General features: G+C 45.3%; 14 protein-coding genes. 5 read left to right on the top strand and 9 right to left on the bottom strand.

Annotated elements, in window-relative coordinates; translation table 11 throughout:
- Nucleotides 1-198: 198 nt before the first annotated feature.
- The 4 genes from JWH17_RS20250 to JWH17_RS20265 form a co-directional block, all read right to left on the bottom strand.
- Complete coding sequence (locus JWH17_RS20250) at nucleotides 199-1,920, bottom strand: methyl-accepting chemotaxis protein (protein ID WP_205224511.1); 1,722 nt, start codon at nucleotides 1,918-1,920, stop codon at nucleotides 199-201.
- A gap of 504 nt (nucleotides 1,921-2,424) precedes the next feature.
- Nucleotides 2,425-3,384, bottom strand: coding sequence for a SphA family protein (locus JWH17_RS20255; RefSeq protein ID WP_205224512.1), 960 nt, complete (start codon nucleotides 3,382-3,384; stop codon nucleotides 2,425-2,427).
- Nucleotides 3,371-3,667 carry a Trp family transcriptional regulator gene (locus JWH17_RS20260; RefSeq protein WP_205224513.1) on the bottom strand — a complete coding sequence of 99 codons (297 nt, stop codon included), beginning with the start codon at nucleotides 3,665-3,667 and terminating at the stop codon, nucleotides 3,371-3,373. Before JWH17_RS20260 ends, JWH17_RS20255 begins: the two co-directional genes overlap by 14 nt.
- Before the next feature lie 166 nt (nucleotides 3,668-3,833).
- Entirely contained in the window at nucleotides 3,834-5,099 is a 1,266-nt protein-coding gene (locus JWH17_RS20265) for a DnaJ domain-containing protein (RefSeq protein ID WP_205224514.1), read from the bottom strand.
- Nucleotides 5,100-5,465: 366 nt separating this feature from the next.
- Here JWH17_RS20265 and JWH17_RS20270 point away from each other — a divergent pair, with 366 nt between their 5' ends.
- The 3 genes from JWH17_RS20270 (at nucleotide 5,466) to JWH17_RS20280 (ending at nucleotide 10,876) form a co-directional block, all read left to right on the top strand.
- The gene (locus tag JWH17_RS20270; RefSeq protein WP_205224515.1) at nucleotides 5,466-6,560 is read left to right on the top strand and encodes an ABC transporter substrate-binding protein; all 1,095 of its coding nucleotides are present in this window, start codon (nucleotides 5,466-5,468) and stop codon (nucleotides 6,558-6,560) included.
- Complete coding sequence (locus JWH17_RS20275) at nucleotides 6,557-9,292, top strand: PAS domain S-box protein (protein WP_205224516.1); 2,736 nt, start codon at nucleotides 6,557-6,559, stop codon at nucleotides 9,290-9,292. The genes JWH17_RS20270 and JWH17_RS20275 overlap by 4 nt, the downstream gene beginning before the upstream one ends.
- Before the next feature lie 393 nt (nucleotides 9,293-9,685).
- Nucleotides 9,686-10,876 carry a multidrug effflux MFS transporter gene (locus tag JWH17_RS20280; protein WP_205224517.1) on the top strand — a complete coding sequence of 397 codons (1,191 nt, stop codon included), beginning with the start codon at nucleotides 9,686-9,688 and terminating at the stop codon, nucleotides 10,874-10,876.
- Between the two features lie 79 nt (nucleotides 10,877-10,955).
- On the opposite strand, the gene JWH17_RS20285 is transcribed toward JWH17_RS20280, so the two are convergent.
- Both JWH17_RS20285 and JWH17_RS20290 read right to left on the bottom strand, forming a co-directional pair.
- The gene (locus JWH17_RS20285; protein ID WP_205224518.1) at nucleotides 10,956-12,272 is read right to left on the bottom strand and encodes a putative sensor domain DACNV-containing protein; all 1,317 of its coding nucleotides are present in this window, start codon (nucleotides 12,270-12,272) and stop codon (nucleotides 10,956-10,958) included.
- Nucleotides 12,273-12,285: 13 nt separating this feature from the next.
- Nucleotides 12,286-14,121 carry a mechanosensitive ion channel family protein gene (locus JWH17_RS20290; RefSeq protein WP_205224519.1) on the bottom strand — a complete coding sequence of 612 codons (1,836 nt, stop codon included), beginning with the start codon at nucleotides 14,119-14,121 and terminating at the stop codon, nucleotides 12,286-12,288.
- A gap of 338 nt (nucleotides 14,122-14,459) precedes the next feature.
- Here JWH17_RS20290 and nadA point away from each other — a divergent pair, with 338 nt between their 5' ends.
- Complete coding sequence (gene nadA, locus JWH17_RS20295) at nucleotides 14,460-15,518, top strand: quinolinate synthase NadA (protein WP_205224520.1); 1,059 nt, start codon at nucleotides 14,460-14,462, stop codon at nucleotides 15,516-15,518.
- Between the two features lie 153 nt (nucleotides 15,519-15,671).
- Here the strand turns inward: nadA and JWH17_RS20300 are convergent, their stop codons facing one another.
- From JWH17_RS20300 to JWH17_RS20310, 3 genes are all read right to left on the bottom strand, one after another.
- Nucleotides 15,672-16,760 carry a haloacid dehalogenase-like hydrolase gene (locus JWH17_RS20300; protein ID WP_205224521.1) on the bottom strand — a complete coding sequence of 363 codons (1,089 nt, stop codon included), beginning with the start codon at nucleotides 16,758-16,760 and terminating at the stop codon, nucleotides 15,672-15,674.
- Between the two features lie 380 nt (nucleotides 16,761-17,140).
- Nucleotides 17,141-19,291 carry a SulP family inorganic anion transporter gene (locus JWH17_RS20305; protein WP_205224522.1) on the bottom strand — a complete coding sequence of 717 codons (2,151 nt, stop codon included), beginning with the start codon at nucleotides 19,289-19,291 and terminating at the stop codon, nucleotides 17,141-17,143.
- Nucleotides 19,292-19,315: 24 nt separating this feature from the next.
- A complete protein-coding gene (locus JWH17_RS20310; protein WP_205224523.1) occupies nucleotides 19,316-19,915 on the bottom strand; it encodes a TetR/AcrR family transcriptional regulator in 600 nt (199 codons plus the stop codon).
- A 331-nt stretch (nucleotides 19,916-20,246) separates the two neighbouring features.
- On the opposite strand from JWH17_RS20310, the gene JWH17_RS20315 reads away from it, so the two are divergent.
- Complete coding sequence (locus tag JWH17_RS20315) at nucleotides 20,247-21,086, top strand: HDOD domain-containing protein (protein WP_205224524.1); 840 nt, start codon at nucleotides 20,247-20,249, stop codon at nucleotides 21,084-21,086.
- Nucleotides 21,087-21,320: the final 234 nt, after the last annotated feature.

Consider the following 21,320-nt stretch of genomic DNA (forward strand, 5'->3'; position numbering starts at 1 on the left):
TTATACTATGCATGGCTGGTTCTCCTTTAATTGCAGCATCTGACTGCGTTGAGTTAGTTCTTGTCGAACATGCTATGTGTAGCATAAAACTCGGGAGGTGAACCAGCCTTCTCATTTTACCTTACCTGCTGCGTGTCCTGCGCCTCGATCTGCGAAAAACTTCACTGATGAGAAATCCGGGTTAGTCAGGTGGGTACCTCACACCTTAAAACTACCTACTATAGTGTTGAGTTGGGTTGCGCTCTCTAGAAGATCATGCGCACTATCCTCAACCTCTTTGCTGCTTGTTGAAATATTTTGAGCTGCCAAAGATACTTCCGCAATGTCTTGCGTTATGCCGGCCGCAACCGACGAACTTTGCGATACGTTTTCGTTTACCTCCTGAATGCCTTGGCTCGTTTGGGCAATATTTTGCGCTATTTCGCTTGTCGTTGCAGTCTGCTCTTCCACGGCCGTGGCGATTGAACCAACGGTCTCGTTGACCCCTCCAATGACATCTGTGATACTGTTGATGCCCCGTCCGGTTTTCTCTGTTGTATTTTGCACAGCTTCAACCAACGTCTTGATCTCAAGGGTGGCCTCGGCTGTCTGCTTGGCCAGCTCTTTAATTTCATTAGCAACAACAGCAAAACCCTTACCCGCATCCCCTGCTCGTGCTGCTTCAATGGTTGCGTTTAAGGCCAGCAGGTTGGTCTGTTCAGATATTTCGGTTATGGTTTGCGTCATTTGCCCGATTTCATTGGCGGCAGTACCGAGCTCATGCATAAAAACAGAGGCTTCTTTTGCTTGATTGACTGCATCAAGGGAAACACCCCTTGCCCTTTCTGCGTTTTCAGCAATCTCATTAATTGTGGAACTCATCTCTTCTGCAGCAACCGCAACCATGTTCGCATTGGTCGCTGATTGTTCCATAGCCGCAGCCACACTGCTCAAATTTGCACTCATTTCTTCGGAGGAAGCGGCAACGTTTGTTGCTCGCTGTGAAGTATCCCCTGAATTTTCTAAAAGATTTTTGGAGATGCCGGTCAGTACGTTGGAGCTGGAACTCACATTTGAGGAGTTCTCTGCGATCTGTTTAACAATTCCCTGTAATTTTTCGATGAAAGTATTAAACCACCGCGCCAGTTCACCAATTTCATCTTTTGAGTCGGTATCAATACGTTTGGTTAAATCGCCTTCACCTTCTGCAATATCCTGGAAGTTAACCACCATAACTTTGAGGCGACTAACGAGCCCGAAGGCGATAACCATGCTAAGGGTAAGTATACCAAGAAAAATCGTCCCTGAAATTATAAGCATGGTAATAAGTTCTTTTTTGACACGACTGGAAATTTCGGATTCCATTGCCGCCTGATTGCCGGCGATGTTGTCCAGGTAAACACCTGTACCGACCCACATGTCTGTTCCTGGTATCATTTCTGAGTAGCTCAATTTGGGAACATTTCCAGCCTGCGGCTTAGGCCAGATATATTCGACGAATCCTCCCCCTGCCGAGGCCTTTTCATACAGACCTCTTACAAGAAATACTCCATTTTCATCTTTGAGCCCTGCCAGGTCTTTGCCTTGCAGCTCTTTTTTGGGAGGAAGCGCGATATTTGTCGTCTTGTTGTAGACGAAATAGTACCCGGATTTATCATCCTCAAATCTGATGTTATCGATATTGTGGCGTATTATTTGAATTTTTTCGTCGAGGGGGTCGATTGTTGAAATAGCATTCCCCAGTGCTAATGCTATTGAGTGCACGGCTACTTTGAGCTTGGCTTTTTGATCAATCAACATGATCTCGCCGGTTTTGTTGACTCCAAAATCTTTAATTTTGTTCCCGAGTTGCAAGGTAAAGAATACCATCACAACAAAAAGGAGCAATATTGCTCCTACTATTAGAAACATTCTGCCTTTTACAGAGAAACGGTTGAGCATTATGCACTCCTGAAAATGAATTGTTTTCGTTATAAAATGATATCATGCGTTCTGGAGATTATTAAGTCAAATGGATTGTTTTCATCTCCTGACACTATTGTATAAGCAAAAGTGCTTATGACAAAAATATAATTTATTGAAACAGGGCGTGTTTCCCCGTAAAGTTCATATATTTTTTAGTGATAACATTGATGTATAGGATAGGGTAATCCTCGCGATTGGTCTTACTGAAAATGTAATCGCTATCAATATGAAAAGCCCGCTTTGGCAGGATGACTGTATTAGAGCTGGTTGTTTTTGAGGGGGAGAGAAAATCAGTGAAATGGGGGTGTTGCGATTTTTGCATTGATTCAATGCAAAGCTGTTCTCTTAGTTAAAGTGTACTATAAAAAATTAAGCACTGTACAGCAATTGTGTATCTGTAACACGGTGATGGATAATAAAAAAAAGCTGACTTAATAGAGTCAGCTTTTTTTATTAAAGAGGTACTGTGTCCAATTGGCCTTAAAAGTGATGCACCCAGCGCAGATTGTAGCGGCTTCCCTCGGTGCGATTTTCAGCATAGGTTTCCCAGTAGGCATTAAAGAAAAGGTGGTCATTCTGAGAAATGTGCCACACTACGCCTGGCCCTATACCCAGGACCTGTTCTTTACTGTTTTCCAGGTCGTTGCCATCAACTTCACTGTCGGTGATTTGTTTTAAGTAGTAGCCATTGATGCCGATTCGCAGTTGCTTGGGCAGTATTTCGTAGGCAGTGGAAAAATTAAGATGTATCGCTTGGCCGGCCTGAATGTCATCCACCGCTCCATAAGAAGCATGCGGATCATCATTTTCTGCATTCCAGAGATAATGAATACGACTGGTAACAGTCCATTGAGACGTAACAAAATAGGTGCCGGCCCAGTATGGGTTAAAAGAAAAAAAGTTACTGCCCGGATTAATGGATTTATCCTGATCGTATTCACCGGTGGGGAAAATCATCTGTAGTTCTACGCGGTGCATGAATTTTGGACCATTGGCCCCCATGATCGGATCCCATTGTAAAAACGGCCCTACCAGGATGTCCCCAAAACCTGCGTTGTTTGCTTGGGGCAGCATGGAATTATTCATGCTGTAGTCAAGTTCCAGTGATACGTAGGGGATAATAACATCTACACCCCATTTTCCTCCCCAGAGCAGCTCTTGGTCTGCCTGATAGATAAATTGGGATAAGCTGATCCAGCCATCCAGCTCCGGCTCAGGTAGTGGCAGCTCATTGCCGTTGCCATCCATCAATGAATCGGCAGTGTAATATTGGAGATACTGGGTAAAATAGAGCCCTGGGCCTGCTGGTGGCCCACCGTCCATGAACGAGGTGAAACCCAGGTTGACTGCAGGTAGTTCATAAGCCATTGCAGACGGCGCAAGCAAGACCGATGCTGCCCAGAAAAACATCATCTGTCTGCTTAGATTACTTTTTTTCATTTTGCTTTTCTCCTTTCTTTTCATGGCCTTGTAGCAGTTTCCTGGTGACGGATTTGTCATCCTTGAGGATTTTTGATCCCCTGGTAATCTTACATAGACTGATGCGATATTCTGCGGCAATATCCCTTTGCGTCTTACCGGCATGGAGATCTTTTAGTAATTGCCAGCGCAGGGAGATATCTTTTTTTTCACTTGGTGTCAGGATTTCTTCAAGAAACCTGGCCATGAGTGCGGGATCGTCTATTCGGGCAAGTACTTGTGCCAGTTCGAATGGTGTGTTCATAGTCGCCTTTTGTTTCTTTGTAGAGAAACAGAGTGTGGTTATAGCAAATTATATATTTTTGTCAATTAGTTATCATCTGTATGGGGTGTGGAGTTATCGCTCCAGCCCATGAATATTTCCGTGTTACTCTTCTCTGCAGGAAATGAAAATTATGGAATAACAAATCTCAAAAGATATACCCATAACCTTGAGTCGTCACTCTTTTACCGGTTACAAGGGAAGAGAGGTGCAGGGTGATGTTTTGTGGATTGTTTGTGCGAGTAACGATGGCTGTGCCATATTTTGTTTCCGGACCAAAAAGAAAACGTTTTCCATACCACTGTTTGCCTGTTGCCAGTTTGAGGAGGCATCTTTTCTCCGGCCAAGGGATTGTCAAATGCTCACCTTGACGTATAAACGCATACAGCAACTCTTGCTCGCCACCAACAGTAATCAATTTGATAAAACTATGTTGCCTGGTTGTTTCCAGGCCGATAACTGTTATGGTTTTGATGGTGGTGGAAGGACCATTTTGCCACAGTAATTCCGTGACGGGCAGTGGTTGTGCGACAGGCATGGTGGTTGCAAAAATATAGCGATCAAGGAGCAGGGTCAGTTGTGGCGCAGTGCTGAACTGCCGTTGTTTTTTTTCGACATCAATAGTTGTGCCCATAAGCCATGAGTGAAAATCTTCTGATTGCACAATTGAACGCCATCTTGGGTGGGCAATTGCTACCTGTGCATGGGCGGCCAGGGCGCCTAGCATATCTTCGGCCGTCTCAATTGGACAGAGAAAGGAAAAGTCAGTGTGGAAACTCTGTATGGCTGCAAGGGATTGAGGCCCGAAAATGCCGTCGAATTTTCCTGTTGGGTACCCTATGGTTGCCAGATCAAGTTGTGCCTTTTTGAGGGTTTGCCGGTGGAAGTTTTGAAAATTATCGGCCTTGAACAGTAAGTGGCTCTGATCTGTGGTCGTGGGGTGAGGAGTTTGATTTGAACTGAATGCACTGCCTGGTTCTGTGGGGTGGCTTCTATAAAAAAAGAAAAGCAGAACAATGAGGGCGAGACAGGCAAGTGCAGGCAGTAAGAAAATATAAAGTCGCCTGTCAAAACGCACTGCGTGGGAGGACGTGTTCTTTTTGGTAACTTCAGGGGGGAGAGATTTTATGCAATCAAGGGCAAAAGTGTAGGCATTATTAATTTCCTGCATTTTTTTTGCCGCTCTGGGAGCAACTTTTTGATTGTACGCGTGAAGGTCAGGATGCCATTGTGCTGCTAGTCTTCTATAGGCCTGTTTGACATCACTACGGGTTGCCTGGCTGTCAAGTTGAAGAATATGCAGGGCTTTTCGAAGATTCATGACGCTGATGTTGCGGTTAATGAAGGCCTGTTTTTCGTTAGTCGCATCCTGTAGCCTGGGTGAGATTTTTTTTGGTTTTTCCAGCTGTGCCACGGTTGCCTTAACATGAAAAAGTTCAAGATCTTGATTTTAAGCGTTACATTTGTAACAATGTAAACAGTTGATGAACTCGTAAAAAGTCCATCACACACTAATCTGGATCTCTCATCAGTTCAGGCGTTGCCGGGTTCAAAGTTTTTGGGAGTGAATCATAGTAGACTATCGGAGTCTACGCTTACCTTTTACTGCCAAAATACTGAAGAAGATGGTACCGCATGGAACGATCTTTGGTGAACATTGTGAAAATTTACAACACCATATAGTTATATTCAATATGTCGAAATTGTTACCAATAAAAAAATTGACACCATGTCCATGAAAAATTGGAGCTAAATATGGCTAAGTACAGGTGAAACAGGAATGGGGAATGTGTACCACGTTTATACCACTGTAAAAAAGAGGTTTGAGTCAGTTCCTGTGCATTTATTCCTTTGCCTGTGCCTTGTCTGTTTCCATTTCACTGGCTGTTCTCCTCCTGACAATCAGAAGCAAGACCAAAAAGTAACACCAGGCAAGAGTATCAGCGTTGCTCGACTGCCAAAGGCGCTACTGGTGAATTCCTACCATTTTTCTTTTCCCTGGACCAACGGCATAACCCGCTCCATTGCGGCATCGTTTAAAGTAGCACTCACCCAAGAGGGAGTGGTTGCTGACGGGCATGACAGGTTGGTCGATTTGAAAATAATCTACATGGACACCAAGCGCAATACTGACGAGAATTTTATCAAAAGCGCTGCCTTGCAAGCAAAAGAAGAGATAGAGCGGTGGCAGCCTGATGTGATTCTTACCTCCGATGATAATGCCGCCAAATACCTAATCGTTCCCTACTATAATAACAGTGAGATACCGGTTGTCTTTTGCGGTATTAACTGGAGTGCAGCAGAATATGGATTTTCCACCTCCAATGTGACCGGTATGCTTGAGGTGCAATTAGTTGATCAGATTGTGGATATAATGCGTAGCTATGCCAAAGGTGAACGGGTTGCTTATATTAAAGGCGACGACAGCTCCGCCAGGAAAGAAGCCGGATTTTTTGAAGAGCGCTTGGGGATCGAACTTGATAAACAATTTGTTACATCTTTTTCCCAGTGGAAGGAGCAATATATCGCCCTGCAAAATGAGGCGGACATGATTTTGGTAGGTAATTGGGCTGCTCTTGAAGACTGGAATGAAGTGGAGGCTTTGCAGCTGATAGCTGAGCATACCACTGTACCCAGTGGTAATTGGGACCAGTGGGTGGCACCTTATACCTTGGTAACGCTTGCCACTAAGCCGGAAGAGCAGGGATCGTGGGCAGCTCAAACGGCATTGCGAATTTTACAGGGGGCATCGCCGTCCGCCATTGGATTTTCGCACAATAAGCTAGCGCGAGTGTATTTGAGCCGGAAACTTGCAGGGAAGCTGGGCATCACTTTTCCCATGCCTCTTGTTAACCAGGCGATATTTGTAGAATGATGAGAATATTTCAATCGCTTTTATTTCGTTTGCTCAGTGTCATTGCTGTCGCGTTTTTACTCACCGCATTCATTATCTTGTATTTCAGCGAACGGAAACTGGTACTGATTGTTGATCAAGAACAGGAACTGATCTATTCGGATAAGTTGACAGCGGTGATGAAAATATTGGAATTGAATGATGAAAAGCTTTTTCAAACAGGTATCGTAGAAGCCTATAAGCAAGGGTTTCAAGACATGGCCTTGGAGTCATTACGGTCAATCTATTACCATACCAATCAGTCGCCGGACTACCTTGTAATTGTCAATTATCGTGGTGGTATTGTTCTTCACCCCACTCTTCCTGCTGGAGATATGTCAATTGCAGGGGAGGAGGTCGTCCGCAAGGCTATTGCAATGGAAAACGGCTCACTGGAGTATGTTCACAATAGTGGAGAGGATAAATGGTGTGTATTTCGCACTTTTCCGTCATGGGAGTGGGTCGTCCTGTTTTCCGTACCTCAAGAGTATAAATACCGAGAAATCATTCAGTTTAAAAGAGATGTCGGTGGCGTGTTTTTTTTCGTGTGTGCTTTGGCCTTGATCGCTATTTCTTTACTACTTTTTCACGTTATTAAACCTATCATCAACCTGTCCAAGGCATCAAAGGCTATTGCAGCGGGTGACCTGCAAATAGAGCTCAAGGATGAAAGAAATGATGAAGTAGGAGAGCTGACCAGAAATTTTATGTTCATGCAGGAGGCGGTGAAAAAACAGCTTGCTGATTTTGCACAGCAGAATGTCGAACTCAAGGATGAAATTATACAACGGAAAAAAGCCATTGCAGCCCTTGTTGAAAGTGAACGCCGTTACCGGGAAATATTTAATACCCCAACAGACGCTATTTTTCTTATTAATATAAATAAAGGAACTATTGCCGACGTGAACAAGGGGATGCTCGAAATGTTCGGCTACACGTATCCAGAAGCACTGCATATGCACGTCAAAAACTTGATTCCAAACGTGCATCCCTTTTCCTTTAGGGATGGGCAACGGAAGGTGAGAAAGCTGATCAGTGAAGGGCCGCAGACATTTGAGTGGTTGGGTACAAAGAAGAGTGGGGAAACATTCTGGGTTGAAATTTCCTTGAAATTGACTGCGTTTGCGGGGACGAATTATTTACTCGCAGTGGCAAGGGATATTAATGAAAGAAAGGTTGCGGTGCAAGCCTTGGAGGAAGAACAGGAACGGTTAGCCGTCACCTTGCGCAGTATTGGTGACGGCGTTATTGCTACTGATGAATGCGGCAAGGTGGTGTTGCTCAATAATGCTGGGGAAAAGCTAACCGGCTGGGAACAGAGTCGAGCAAAAGGAAACCATTTTAGTGATATTTTTACGCTCAAAGATGTTGATGGAGCGGATACTGGGCAGCCATCCATTATAGACTTGTTGATTGCCGGCACGTTTATACAGAAGGAAAAAATTGTGTTGGTGAATGTGCAGGATCAGGCAGAAAGGAGTGTTGCACTCAGCGGGGCACCCATCCTTGATAGAAATAAAGAGGTATCCGGTGCGGTTATTGTCTTTCGCGATATCAGTGACGCCATCAAGAGCGAAGCTGAGATGTTGAAAGTGAAAAAGCTTGAATCCATTGGCATACTGGCCGGGGGACTGGCCCATGATTTTAATAATATAATTTTTGGTATCCAGGGAAATATTCATCTGGCCCTCTCCACCCTTGAGCCGCACAGTAATATCGGACGCTATCTTAACGCAGCAGATAAAGCCACTGTTCGAGCTGCCGACCTGACCCAGCAGTTACTTACCTTTTCAAAGGGCGGAGAGCCTGTAAAAAGGAAAATGTCCCTTGAGGGGTTGCCTGAAGAAGCCGCACGGCTTGTTCTTGGGGACAGTACCATCGAACTGTCCTGCAGCTATGAAAAAGATTTATTAGCGGTGGAGGCAGACAGTAACCAAATTTCCCAGGTCATTCAAAATATAGTTACCAACGCAGTTCAGGCTATGGATGGTGACGGCACCATCACCATTACCTGTGAAAATCATGTCCAGGATAATTCGACTGAGTATATGTTAAATCCGGGTCGATATGTTCATGTAGCGATTAAAGATCAGGGTTGCGGTATTCCGGCGGAGGACATTGATAAGATTTTTGATCCCTATTTCAGTACCAAAAAAACAGGTCAGGGACTGGGACTGGCCATATGCCATTCAGTTATTAAAAATCATGGGGGGGTGATTACAGTACATTCCAATATCGGTCAGGGAACTGTATTTCACCTCTACCTGCCGGCAGTTGATGCTCAGCTAGAGCAGACAGCTGTTCCCACGCTTCAAGCCGGCGAGGTAGATAAAGGAAAGAAAACTGTATTAATCATGGATGATGAAAAAATGATCCGTGACTTGGTAACAGAAATTTTGAAAAGAGAGGGCTATTCCATTAGTACTGCCAAGGCCGGTGAAGAGGCTATTGAAATGTATAACAAAATGCTGGAAGAGTCCTCACCCCCGGATGCCGTTATTATGGATTTAACGATCCCTGGAGGCATGGGTGGTAAAGAGGCCGCACGTGCTATCAAAAAAATCCATCCTGATGCCAGGATTATTGTATCCAGCGGATATTCCAATGATCCGGTGCTTGCACATTTTCAGGAGCATGGATTTTGTGAAGTCCTGACCAAGCCATATCGAAGAGACGACCTGTGTCGTTGCGTAGAAAGGGCTATCTATAACTAATGACAGCTTTGCCTGCTCGCTTGTGCTTATTCATCGATTAGTTGGTGTATTGTCTCCTTATTTAAGGTAAAGGCAGAGCTTATCGACAGATACCATTTTGCCGGTCTCTGTCTCCCTTAGAAGTAAATAAGATGTATATGACTGAAAATGATGGAAGTCTTTGTGCAGGAATCTCTACAGATTTGCAAGGTCAGTTGCAAAATTTTCTTAATGCAAACAGTGGCCTTTTTATCGGTGATTTTGTCTGTTCACCTGCTTAACTTGCAAGTGATTTACTTGAGGTCTCTGCTGCAATATTAACCAATCGATTTTTTTCCGGTAATAATCCACACTACTCCAGTCGTCTTTGCAGCTGAAGGCTGCGTCTTTTTTTTTTATAACCTGAGAGTTGTTTTGAAAATATTTCCCCTGCAGATTTTGCTCTTGTCTTTACTGGCAGCCTTTCCTCCACTTTCCACGGATATGTATCTTGCTGCCATCCCCTTGCTCGTTCAGCAATGGCAGCAGCCACTGGTAATAGTGAACATGACCCTGGTCTGTTTTTTTATTACCTACTGTGCCTGCCTCCTCGTATACGGTCCCCTGTCTGATAAGTATGGAAGGAGACCGCCGTTGCTGTTCGGGATTGCATTATATACGCTGGCCTGTCTTCTTTGTGCATCTTCCGGAAATGTTGAGATGCTCATTGTTTCCAGAATTTTGCAGGGGGCGGGCGCAGCAGCTGCCTCTTCAATTGTTTTTGCCATCTGTAAGGATGTCTTTACCGGAGCACAGCGACAGCGTGTTTTTGTACAGATAGGCGTAATTGTCGCTGCCGCGCCTGTTATAGCGCCGGTAATTGGGGCCTGGATTATGGAAATTCTCACTTGGCAGTGGGTGTTCTTGCTGCAAGCAGGGATGGCCTCAGTGGCTTTTGTCGGTGTGTTAAAGATGGATGAGTCGCTGCAGCAGAAAAAAGAGGAGGGGGTGTGGCGTGCCTTTGGCAGCTATGGCAGACTGTTGTTGAATATCAAATATATGCTGCTGGTTGTTACGCTGTCCATCTTTGGGATGCCTGTTTTTGCTTTTATCGCAGGTTCCTCTGATCTGTATATTACTCGACTTGGGTATAATGAGCGTCAGTTCGGTTACTTCTTTGCTTTGAATGCCCTGGCATTTGTTTTTGCACCATTGACTTTTTCTCGCCTTGCTCGTCGATATGCACCAAGTCATTTGATACCTTTTGCCTTTGTGGGGATGATCTGTTCGGCACTCCTGTTTTTGTGGACAGCTATTCCCATGCCTTGGCGGTTGACTGTTCCCATGTTTATGGTGACCTTTTGTTTCTCCTTTTGTCGACCCGGAGGCAGCAACCTGATCCTGGAACAGGTCGATCGTGATGCAGGTGCAGCGTCATCACTTATGGTTTTCGCTTATTTTTTAACCGGCTCCATGGCCATGTGGCTTTTTTCCCTGGAGTGGAATGACAAACTACAAGCGCTGTCAATAATGACTTGTGCTCCAGTGCTTCTCGCCTTGATTTTATGGGGCATATGGTATTGGTTGGATGCAGGGAAAACGGGTGGGGTAACGGTAGCTGAATGAAATGGTAAGCTCAAGAGCTTGGCCCGGTGCAATCTTTTGGGTTGGAGTGAAATGCCCGAATTTTGGATGAGAAAATCGGTTAGTTTTCTTCGGCAAAAGTTGCAGAGGTTATGTCCCAACAGGTGACTATGCCATTTCGCCACTTGGCGACTTGTACACCTCCATCCTGGGACACAACAATGGCCATGACATGATGGAGCGCGTTGCAGAGATGATAGACCGATCGATGCCGTGAGCCTGCACCCTCTATTTTTTCGAGGGTGATCATCGTACCTTCAATATCGTTTGCCATGGCTATTTCCGTTAACAGATCCAGAGAGCCGACGATCATACCACCAAAACCAATCGCTCCGTTCCTGGTGACAACCACTGCTCCGTCAACAGCCGCCAGGCTGGCAACGAACTGCGCTTGTTCGTAGATGGCCTCTTCCAGATCATAGGTGGCTTCATTTCTCAGCGCTACATAATCATCCCAGGTTACGAGTCGGTCTGGGTGGTTGCTATCGCCAAGCAAGGTGGTAACGATTTCCATTGTTTTGAGAAAAAGGTGTTTTTGGCGTTCAAGGGCCTGGTCTTCGACAAAACGATATTTGAGGAGAATGTGTTCGTCATCGGCAATGCCGATTGGAGTATCTTCAGGAAAAATGAGAAAGGTTCCGCCATGATTGGCCATACGGGTGACACTTATGATGCGCTTGAGTAACTGAGCTTGCAGGTTCTCGATAAATTCTTTCCCGATTCTTGCCGTGGGGACCTGGGATTGGGAACGGAAAACATTGTGGGTCGACAACAGTTCTTCTCGGGCATCTGCAAAGAGTTTCTTCATCCATAGCGCCTGGAACACATTGGCGGAAGAATCAATTATCTTGCCGGCACTGAGGACGGCCAGCGTTCTGATGCCGCAGCAAACTGTTAACATGCCGGGACCGTTGATATGCACCACAAGAGAATCGGGAAGCCGGTTGGATTGTTGAGAACCACCACGCTCGTTTTGCAGCCAACGAGCCCCGGAATTGATAACACCCCAGATGTGGAGTTCTCCCTGTCCGGTGTATTCAACTCCTATCAGCGAGCGTTCAAAATCTACAGCTGGAGATAAGCGGCGTAGCTCGTATTCGTTAAAGGGTCTGAAGGCGGCAAAAATAAGGCGTTGAAATCCAAGGGGAGGACCTTTTTCAGCGGGAAAGGTTTCCGGGGAAACGATAATCAGTCGTATGTTGACCGGCCGGTCTTCTTCCCGCATCATACTGACCTGATAGCAGGTAGAGAGCATTCCTTCCATTACCTCTATATCCGGCAGCATTTCAGGCAGTGATTGAGTAACCTTGCCCTCCTTGTACAAGACTTCCCATTTATTACGAATAAGAGGGACGAGTTCTGCTGGATAGACATGCATGGCATATTGAGGGTTAAGGGAGTGGTGTATTGGCTTGTGAACCGGCCTCTTGCGCGCTGGGATTTTGTGACTGCGGTTTGTTTTTGTCAGCTTGATGGAGCGTGAGCTGGGGAAAGGGAATTTCCCAATTATTTACGGTGGCACATTCTACACACCATTTGTGGATAGCCCTTTCAATCCGTTTGTTGATATCGGCTACCGCTCCTTTGAAATCTGCCAGGACAAGCAGATCAAGCGAGGATGCATTTGCCTGAAAAAATTCGACCTGGAGATTCATACACTGGTCTGCCCATTCCTCCTGCTCCATTTGAGACTCTATGAATGCCAGGAGAATATTCGGTATGGTGCGGGTGATATCTTTCTGCAGTGAGTAGCTGAGTCCGAAAACTACGCGAAGTCGGAAATTACGGGAAAGATTTACCGGACAATTTTCAAGAAAAATTCCTGTGGGGTACACTATCCGCTTGCCCCCCCGTTCCACAAGCTCCACCTGTTCATGTGAAAGGCTGACAACACGACCGCGTGGAGCACTACCAACCACAACCCAGTCCCCTTTTTTGCACGGAAACCAGGGCTCTTCATTGGAGAATGGACGTGAAGACAGACCAACTATGTCTTCAATGGGAATTCGCAGCCGTACACCGAGCATGGGGTTTTCCAGCTGACAGAAAACGTGGATAGACACTATCTTCCATGGCACACCATGGAGGATAAGCCGTTCATTTTCACGGACCGATCCAATATTGAGCATGAGTCTTCCCTGCTGCCACAAGCGTGGTAAACCCTGGCGAATAGTCCAGAAAATACCGAGGAAAAAAATGATCGCCATACTGAGTAGAAACCAGTCTTCGGCCAGATAAAGAACAAAGAACAGACTGGTTACAGCCAGTACGATAGAAGAAGTTTGGAAAAGAATATCGATCATCCGCAGGTGAAAAGACCGTTTCTTTTCAGTGGATTTGATTTTTCTCAGAATAAACTGGAACAGGCGGTACAGAATTCTGCATGTAATCAGGACCGCTATAAAGGTAAGCAGGGCGACGGTGAGATAGAAACCCCGATTTTTGAAAAAGTTACGAATGGAATTGCTGGAGCTTTTAATCAGGGAAAGTTCTTTTTCATGCAGCTGAGAAAGTTCCAGCTGGGCCAATTCAAGTTTATTGAGGAGACTCCTTTCAATATTGGACCATTCCGGAAGCAGAGCCGTTACCTCTTGCTTTACCTGTTTATCGGATGTTGTTTCTGCAATAGTTTGTAAATGAATGACAGCTTCCCCCGCAGTTTGGGAGAGTTTCGTGAGCTCAACAATCTTATCCTTAAGATGACTTTTTTTTCTGGCTTTGATGGTAAATCTTTTGAGCTCCTTAATTGCCGGTTCCACCAGGCTTGCCAATTCTTCTTTCCAGCTGAAAGTTTCCGGTTTTTTTTCGGCAAACAAGGCAGATTCGACACCTGTGGCTATACGTTCAAAATCAGTGGTTGTGTCGGAGAGCTGTTGATCAAGGTGGACTATTTCTTGTTCAAGTGTTGCTTTTTCTGCGTCTGATTTGCTGTCTTTATATTTTTGTTGTGTTAAGTGGATTTGCTTTTTTAGGCTTTTCTGCAACTCTAACAGCGATGTAAGCATCGCTGTTGTTTCCTGGTTCTTATTATTTGCTTCCTTGGGTGCGCTTGCAGAGGTAGATGGTGTGTCGGCTGGAACTGATGTCTTTGCATCGGCGATAGAGGCGAAAAGGAAAAGACAGCAGAGAGTGATGGTGATAATGGATCGGATGGGACCCTTGCTGTTGTTTGTGATCTGGAATGGAATTATGGCCTGTTGTTCTGCTAAAGAGTAATATATTTTCATAATCAGCTATATTAACTGGTTTAACCGCTGTTGTGCATTACTTTATTACCAATAATACTAGCAAAGTTATGGCGGAGCCGTTATACACGGCAGATGGACTGTATTTTGAGTGGTTAGGCGTTACCAGCACATCGCACAGGTTGTGTTGCCCCATAAATAGTGCCGGATCACATTTTCAGTAATTTCTTCTGGAAAACAACAGGCAGTACCTCGTTTGGTCGGTTTGAACCCGCGCAGAGGAGATGCGGGGGTGAAATGTTTGTTTTAGATTTTAGGCAATCTTAAAAACGTGCTTGTGCAAAGCATTATTTAATCTCATTGAAGTGAAGCAGCATATTATGGAAAACACATTACTCAAGAAAGAGGCTGATATACTTATCCCAGAAGTAAAGATCCCGGATCACCCTGAAAAAAAAGAGTTGTCAGAGGGTGAAAAGACTGCATTGAAGGATAAGATAAAACAACTGCTCAAAAAGGAAAATGGTGTACTAGTTGCCCATTATTATACAGATGGTGACTTACAGGACCTGGCAGAAGAAACCGGTGGGTGTGTGGCCGATTCTCTTGAAATGGCACGCTTTGGAACAGAACATCCTGCCACTACTCTTGTCGTTTCCGGTGTTCGGTTTATGGGAGAGACCTCAAAAATACTCAATAACGAAAAACGGGTTCTGATGCCTGACCTGGATGCAACCTGTTCGTTGGATGAAGGCTGCCCAGCTGATGTTTTCAGCGCTTTTTGTGATCAGTATCCAGATCATACGGTCGTGGTGTACGCCAATACCAGTGCAGAGGTAAAGGCAAGATCAGATTGGGTTGTGACTTCCGGTATAGCTCTGTCCATTGTCGAGCATCTTGCAAGTAAAGGGGAAAAAATATTGTGGGGACCGGATAAGCACCTTGGTAGGTATGTGCAGCGTTTAACTGGTATTGAAATGGTGTTTTGGCCAGGAGCCTGCGTAGTGCATGAGGAATTTAAGTCAACAGCGCTTATGCGGCTGCGTAAAGTACACCCCAATGCAGCTGTTTTGGTTCACCCGGAATCACCTCAGGCAATTGTTGACCAGGCTGATCTCGTCGGTTCGACAACCGCCATGATTAAAGCGGTTGAGAATATGTCCAATGAAGAGTTTATTGTGGCGACAGATGCCGGCATTTTTAATAAAATGAAGCAGCTTGCCCCTGGAAAAACCCTTATAGAAGCACCTACCAGTGGTGAGGGAGCTACCTGTCAGACCTGCGCTCATTGCCCTTGGATGGGGATGAACAGTCTGGAAAAGCTGGCATGGGTACTGGAAACCGGTGAAAATGAAATCTTTGTTTCACCGGAACTGGCTCAAAAAGCAAGGCTCCCTATTCAGCGAATGCTGGATTTTGCAAAAACTATGAAGAAGTGATCGACACCACCATCGTCATTAGCCTAGGTTTGTGATGGGCTGAGGTCGACAGCAGGAGCAGGGTCGTTTTATCCACGTTTCGGCAATAAGCGATATAACGTATTTCGCAAGAGTATGGGGTAAGGAGCTGTCCGTAAATAATCTTGACAGCTCCTAAGAGACGATGGTGTTTGCAGAAGGTCGAAACCGACCAGTGGCAATATTGATACCTTGGAGCAGAAAACGGCTGTCTGTATAGAGTGAGCTGATTATTCCTGTTTGCAGTCGGTTGATAATCAGACGGACAGGGACGTCCGGGAGTGTCAACATCTCATAATCTGTGTCTGCGTCACCTGCTACCATTATCGGCCTAGCCTGAATAAAACGCTCTATAACCTCTACCTTTCCCTCCCTGAATGTAACCGGATAACCTGGTTGCTCCTGTTCGCTGAGCACCTCGTTTTCTTCCAAAGCCACTCGTATACCATAGATATTTTCCGGTAGTACAGTAAAGCCAAGTTTTTTAGCGCTTGCCTTGACCAGCCAATCAGTGCTGGCCGAGACAATATGGCATTCCACCCCGACAGATGTAAGCCAGTCGATCAGGGTACGCATTTCACTAAACGGCTGAAGGCCTTGTTCATAGGATGTGGTCACCTGTTCGATGGGTGCGGGCAATACGGCTTGCACGCTTGCTGTTTGCAGCGGTTCTTTTTCGATACTGGCGATCACTTCTGCTGTAAGTCGGGCCAGTTCAGTTGTTGAAAAGCCGGCAAGTAACTGAGCCAAAAGAGGGAGAACGTAACGTGGACCAAGTCTTTCATGTTTCCTGGCCTTTTCCGTGAACCACAGCAGGAGTGTAGTAAACTGTGGGTATATATCCAGTTTGAAGGCTTCTTCTACTTGTTTTTGTTCGACGAAAGACCATAATTGGGAGTAAAGGTCCACCAGGGTCGCTACAATCCGTTCCATGGGTTTGCCGTCCAGTATCTCGTTACTGTTTGGCAAAAGGGCTGCAAATTTTTCCGGTGTTATTCTGTACCGCAGTGCATACAACTGGTACCGAAAAACTGCCTGGCCGATATCACGGAATATACAGGTATTATCAAAATCAAATACAGCAACGAGTCGTTCTTGACTGGCGGATCTGGTCAGATCTTCAATGATCTGTCGTATGTCCTGGAGGTTTGCCGGGTACCAATTTCCCTCAGAGAGGTGGACTGGCGATACTTCGGCTGCATTGGCTCCTTTGCTCTGGCTCATGGTTCTTTATTTTTTGCTTGAGTATTGATCAGGAAAAGTAATGGTATAAAAAGTAGGTACGGAAAATGAAATTTCATATCATACGATAATAGGCTATCAATTGCTTGATTTTTTTGGCTGACCGGCCAGCCACATATCGTTTCCCTTTAGCTCAGATGTTTCATTCTGTAACTCTGCGCAGAGGAACCTCGGGCTATTGCATGGTGGAACAATGGAAAAGGTAAGTCATTCAAGGAATGACACATACCCTCGTCTTGCTCTCAACTGGTAATTTTTTAGTCCGAAGGGTGTTAATGAAAATTTACAAAAAAGCGGGTGCATCAAGACTGTGATGCACCCGCTGGTGATTCAAGATCAATTGTGAACTTGAGGCTGAGAGGCTAGCTGGGGATATACTGTGTCAACGGACAGTTTTTACATCCTTCTGCGGGCAGGTCGGTATTATCATGCACTTTGGTCATGATGTCTGCCACCGCATCCTTGGTTGTTGGGTAGAAATTTTCACTGCCGATTTTGTCAAACAGGTGTGTGCGATCAAGTACCTGCAGGATAGGTCCTTTAGCATTACAGACCGCAAACCCTAAGCCCGCAGCGTGCATCCGAGCTACAATCAGAGCCAGTTCTTCTTCACCTGAAGCGTCAATATCATTGATGCCGCTGGCATCCAGCAGTATGTAGCGCAAGTCCGGCATTTCTGTACGGAACTTGATGATCTGTTCATCCAGATAACTGGCATTGGCAAAAAAGAGGGCGCCGTCGAATCGAACAACTGCTATATGGCGGCAGCCACGAAGACGGTAATGTTCCATGCTCTGCAGGGAAGCATCTTTGTGCATGGACAATTTGGCCACTACAGGTCGCATGGAGCGATAAAGGAATACAGCCATGGAGAGTGCAACACCAACCATGATGCCTTTATCAAGGTGAGGCGCATAGGCCAGCGTGACGAAAAAAGTGATAACGGAAATGATACCGTCATGCTTTTGTGCATGCCATGCATGAACAAAACCCTTGGTGTTCACCAATCCGATAACGGCCATCATGATGACTGCTGCAAGTACTGCCTGGGGCAGGTGGTAAAGCAGCGGGGTAAGAAACAGGAGAGTGATGATAACCATGATACTGGTGATAACGCTCGATACTCCTGAAACCGCACCGGCCTGAAGGTTTACAGCAGAACGCGAAAAAGAACCGGAAACCGCGTAGGAGGAGCCGATAGAACCAAAAATATTGGCGAGACCCTGGCCGATGAGTTCCTGGTTAGGATCAAGCTTTTGACCGGTTTTGGCAGCCATGGCTTTGGCAATGGCGATGGCTTCCATAAAACCAAGTAAAGAGATGATAATGGCTGTAGGAAGCAGCTTTAAAAATGATTTGACGTTGAGCTGTGGAACGGTAAGGGTAGGCAGGCCTTCTGGAATTTTACCGACAATAGCACCCCCTCCCATAAGCTTGAGCTTTTCAGGGTCCAAAACTGAATTGGAGACTTTGATTCTCCAAGTGTTACCGTCTGTTGTCACACCGTCAGGAATATTGTTTTTAGGGTAAAATGTATATTGATCGCCATCAATGACCGCCTCAAATTTCAGGTCCCGTAAATGTTTTCTTAACTCATGGCTGTGATGTTTAGCCTGGCTGATTTTAGCGGTGAGGATGGTAACCTGGTTTTCGAGGTTGATAATATCGAGAAAAGGACCGTGGCCGGTCGCTTGTTTTTTCAGTTGGTCTATTTCTTTTCCAATATCAGCACGTTCATTGCCGAGATGGATGATCTCATCGATACTATGATTAAAGGAAGTGATGGTTTGGTCAATATTTTTCACCTGAATTGCCTGAGTGGGTACAAATGCATCATTATTAAAGCCTATGAAATAGGAAATAACCGTGGTGATAGCTACTGCAACCAGAACATTGGGAATGCGTGGGTTAATCTTTTTCAAGACAACCATAATGATCACCGCACTTGCCCCGAATGTGAGGGTCGGCCAATGGGTATAGTCAAAGGCAGCTTGAGCGACCCTGATCATTGTTTCATAATGATGCGGAGCCTTGTCCACATAGACGCCGAAAAACTTGGAAAATTGAGAGGAGGCGATAATTATGGCTGCAGCGTTGGTGAAACCATTAACTACTGGATGAGACAGAAAATTTACAACCAAGCCCAACCGCAGTACTCCTAACGAAAATTGGAATATACCGACTACCAGTGCCAGTACAATGGAGTAGGCAATGAATTCCGGACTCCCGGCAGTGGCCAGGGGCTCAAGGGAAGCTGCGGACATAAGGGAGACCACTGCCACAGGTCCGGTGGCGAGTTGTCGGCTGGAACCGAACAGGGAAGCCACCATGGGAGGAAGGAATGCCGCATAAAGACCATAGTAGGCGGGAAGCCCGGCAAGCTGTGCATATGCCATGGATTGCGGGATGAGTACCAGTGCCACTGTCAAGCCGGCAAGTAAATCAATTTGCAGGCTTTTAGCATTATAGCCTTTAAACCAACCTAAAAATGGAAAGATTCTTGTGAGTAGCATAGTTGAGGTGTCCGTAGTCTGTAGTTAATTGGTTGAAGATTGCAGCATGCTGCGGCACGAATCTATGAGTTCGTCGTATATAGCATCTGCCCTGTATAATTTGTAGGTGTTGAATCGTACGATTCCATCCACCAGGGTAAATATGAGGAATGCTTTTTTGGAGGCGTCAACCGTTTTCATTGATCGATCTTGTTGACCAATGTGTATAGCCTGTTCAAAAATATCGATAAGGCTCGAGTATATTTCTTCTAACTGCTGCCAGCAGTTGGGGTTGTGTGCTGCAATTTGATAATAGTGGTGGCGATGGAGCAGGAAAAAGCGTTTTTCCATTTTATTGGCCTGGGCCAGGTAGAAAGAGATGACTCCCTCGAGCATGTCCATGCCTGTCTCAAACTCATGATTGTTGAGATGATTGGAGAACGCGCTGATCAGTTTTTCTTTGAAGTTTTTTAGGACGGCAAGAAACAACTCTTCTTTGCTGTGGAAATGATAAAAGATTGTTCCGTCAGCCACACCTGTCGCTTGCGAGATGTCGCTGATGGAGGTGTCCCAATAACCATGCTCGGAAAAAAGTTTTGTGGCTTCCTCAAGGATAGCATTTTTTTTCGTTTGTGATCGGGGCATTGCAGAAATATAAGGTGTTTTTCTTTGACTGAGTGACCATTCAGTTTTTACCGTCAACAACTTGTTTCGTCAAGAAAATTTCAAGGTATCAATTTTGGTGATAATAATGTTCTTTCCGGTTTATGTGGTGAAAGTGGCTGCTTTTGTGTTGTTTTTATCTTTTTCGTGGTGCCGGCAGGGGGCTGTATTATTATGATCGGTTCTGGAACTTCTTTTTTTGGTAAGAGTGAAAGTTGGCTGAAAAGATACTGTTGGAAGGCAGAGAGTATGGTATTGTTCTTGTTTCGTTTGCACATTCCGCACATTGCCTCTTTCTACATGTTGTGACCTTATGACCAAATCAAAAGCCTTTGCAGATACTGTAAGAACCTATATTGAATCGGAAAAATTGTCTTTGCCCATTTTTGATCCGGTGGCTATGCGGGTGCAGCTGGAACTTATAAAAAAAGATCCGGACGTTCGTAAAATCGAAAAAATAATTATTGCTGATCAATCTCTCTCAAGCAATATTTTGAAAGTTGCCAACTCGGCTCGTTTTGGCGGTCTGGTGAAAACGACAACCGTACGATCAGCAATTGTCAGGTTAGGGACAACGGAAATCGGCAGTATCATCCTGCTCGATATGAACAGAAAATATTATCGGAGCAGTGACCCAAAGATTCGGGTGATCATGAAAAAGCTTTGGCAGCATTCTGTCGGCTGTGCCTTTGCCGCCGGCTGGCTTTCCAAACGCCTCGATTTTGGAGTGATGCAAAATGAAGCATTTTTTTCCGGCCTGTTCCATGATGTGGGAAAACTGTTGATTTTGGTCGTTATTGAGCGAAAGAAAAAAAAGGATAAAGGCATAAAGATCAATAATAGTCTGCTTCTTGGAGCAATGGATTTGCTTCATCCGGAACAGGGCGCAAATTTGATGGAGCAACTGGGGTTACCCGAGGCATCTTGTCTCATTGCTCGCGAGCATCACCAGCCAGTCCTTGATGGGGATAACTATCTGTTAGTATTGGTACGTATGGCAAATTATGTTTGTCATAAAATGGGGATCGGCATAAAAGCTGACGAAGAAGTAGACCTCCTTGCTACAGAAGAAGCCGAGGTCCTTAATTTGACGGCAGAAGATATAGAAGAACTGCAGCTCTTTTTAGAAAGTACTCCCAGTTTAGCTGGGTAGATTTTCTGGGTTGCAGTACTTTACATGGACCTTGATAACGGGTTTGGCAGGTTACAAAATGACCTTGCTGTATTCGCTTATGTTATTTATTTTATATATTGTGTCTTTATGACTCAGTTAGACTTGCAGGATACTGTTTTATCGGAATAGTGAAGCTGGTGAGCCTGGTTGTACGCAGTATCCGATGAGTCCTAAGAGTTCCGGTGTTCTTTCGATCTGCTACTACAGGCACTC

The sequence above is a fragment of the Desulfogranum marinum genome (assembly GCF_016918565.1).
Lineage (GTDB): Bacteria > Desulfobacterota > Desulfobulbia > Desulfobulbales > Desulfobulbaceae > Desulfogranum > Desulfogranum marinum.

Bases quoted from the DNA above. Each gene is read 5' to 3' on its own strand.
- JWH17_RS20250 (WP_205224511.1), bottom strand. From the start codon at position 1,920: ATGCTCAACCGTTTCTCTGTAAAAGGCAGAATGTTTCTAATAGTAGGA.
- JWH17_RS20255 (WP_205224512.1), bottom strand. From the start codon at position 3,384: ATGAAAAAAAGTAATCTAAGCAGACAGATGATGTTTTTCTGGGCAGCA.
- JWH17_RS20260 (WP_205224513.1), bottom strand. From the start codon at position 3,667: ATGAACACACCATTCGAACTGGCACAAGTACTTGCCCGAATAGACGAT.
- JWH17_RS20270 (WP_205224515.1), top strand. From the start codon at position 5,466: ATGGGGAATGTGTACCACGTTTATACCACTGTAAAAAAGAGGTTTGAG.
- JWH17_RS20275 (WP_205224516.1), top strand. From the start codon at position 6,557: ATGATGAGAATATTTCAATCGCTTTTATTTCGTTTGCTCAGTGTCATT.
- JWH17_RS20285 (WP_205224518.1), bottom strand. From the start codon at position 12,272: ATGCATGTCTATCCAGCAGAACTCGTCCCTCTTATTCGTAATAAATGG.
- JWH17_RS20290 (WP_205224519.1), bottom strand. From the start codon at position 14,121: ATGAAAATATATTACTCTTTAGCAGAACAACAGGCCATAATTCCATTC.
- nadA (WP_205224520.1), top strand. From the start codon at position 14,460: ATGGAAAACACATTACTCAAGAAAGAGGCTGATATACTTATCCCAGAA.
- JWH17_RS20300 (WP_205224521.1), bottom strand. From the start codon at position 16,760: ATGAGCCAGAGCAAAGGAGCCAATGCAGCCGAAGTATCGCCAGTCCAC.
- JWH17_RS20305 (WP_205224522.1), bottom strand. From the start codon at position 19,291: ATGCTACTCACAAGAATCTTTCCATTTTTAGGTTGGTTTAAAGGCTAT.
- JWH17_RS20310 (WP_205224523.1), bottom strand. From the start codon at position 19,915: ATGCCCCGATCACAAACGAAAAAAAATGCTATCCTTGAGGAAGCCACA.
- JWH17_RS20315 (WP_205224524.1), top strand. From the start codon at position 20,247: ATGACCAAATCAAAAGCCTTTGCAGATACTGTAAGAACCTATATTGAA.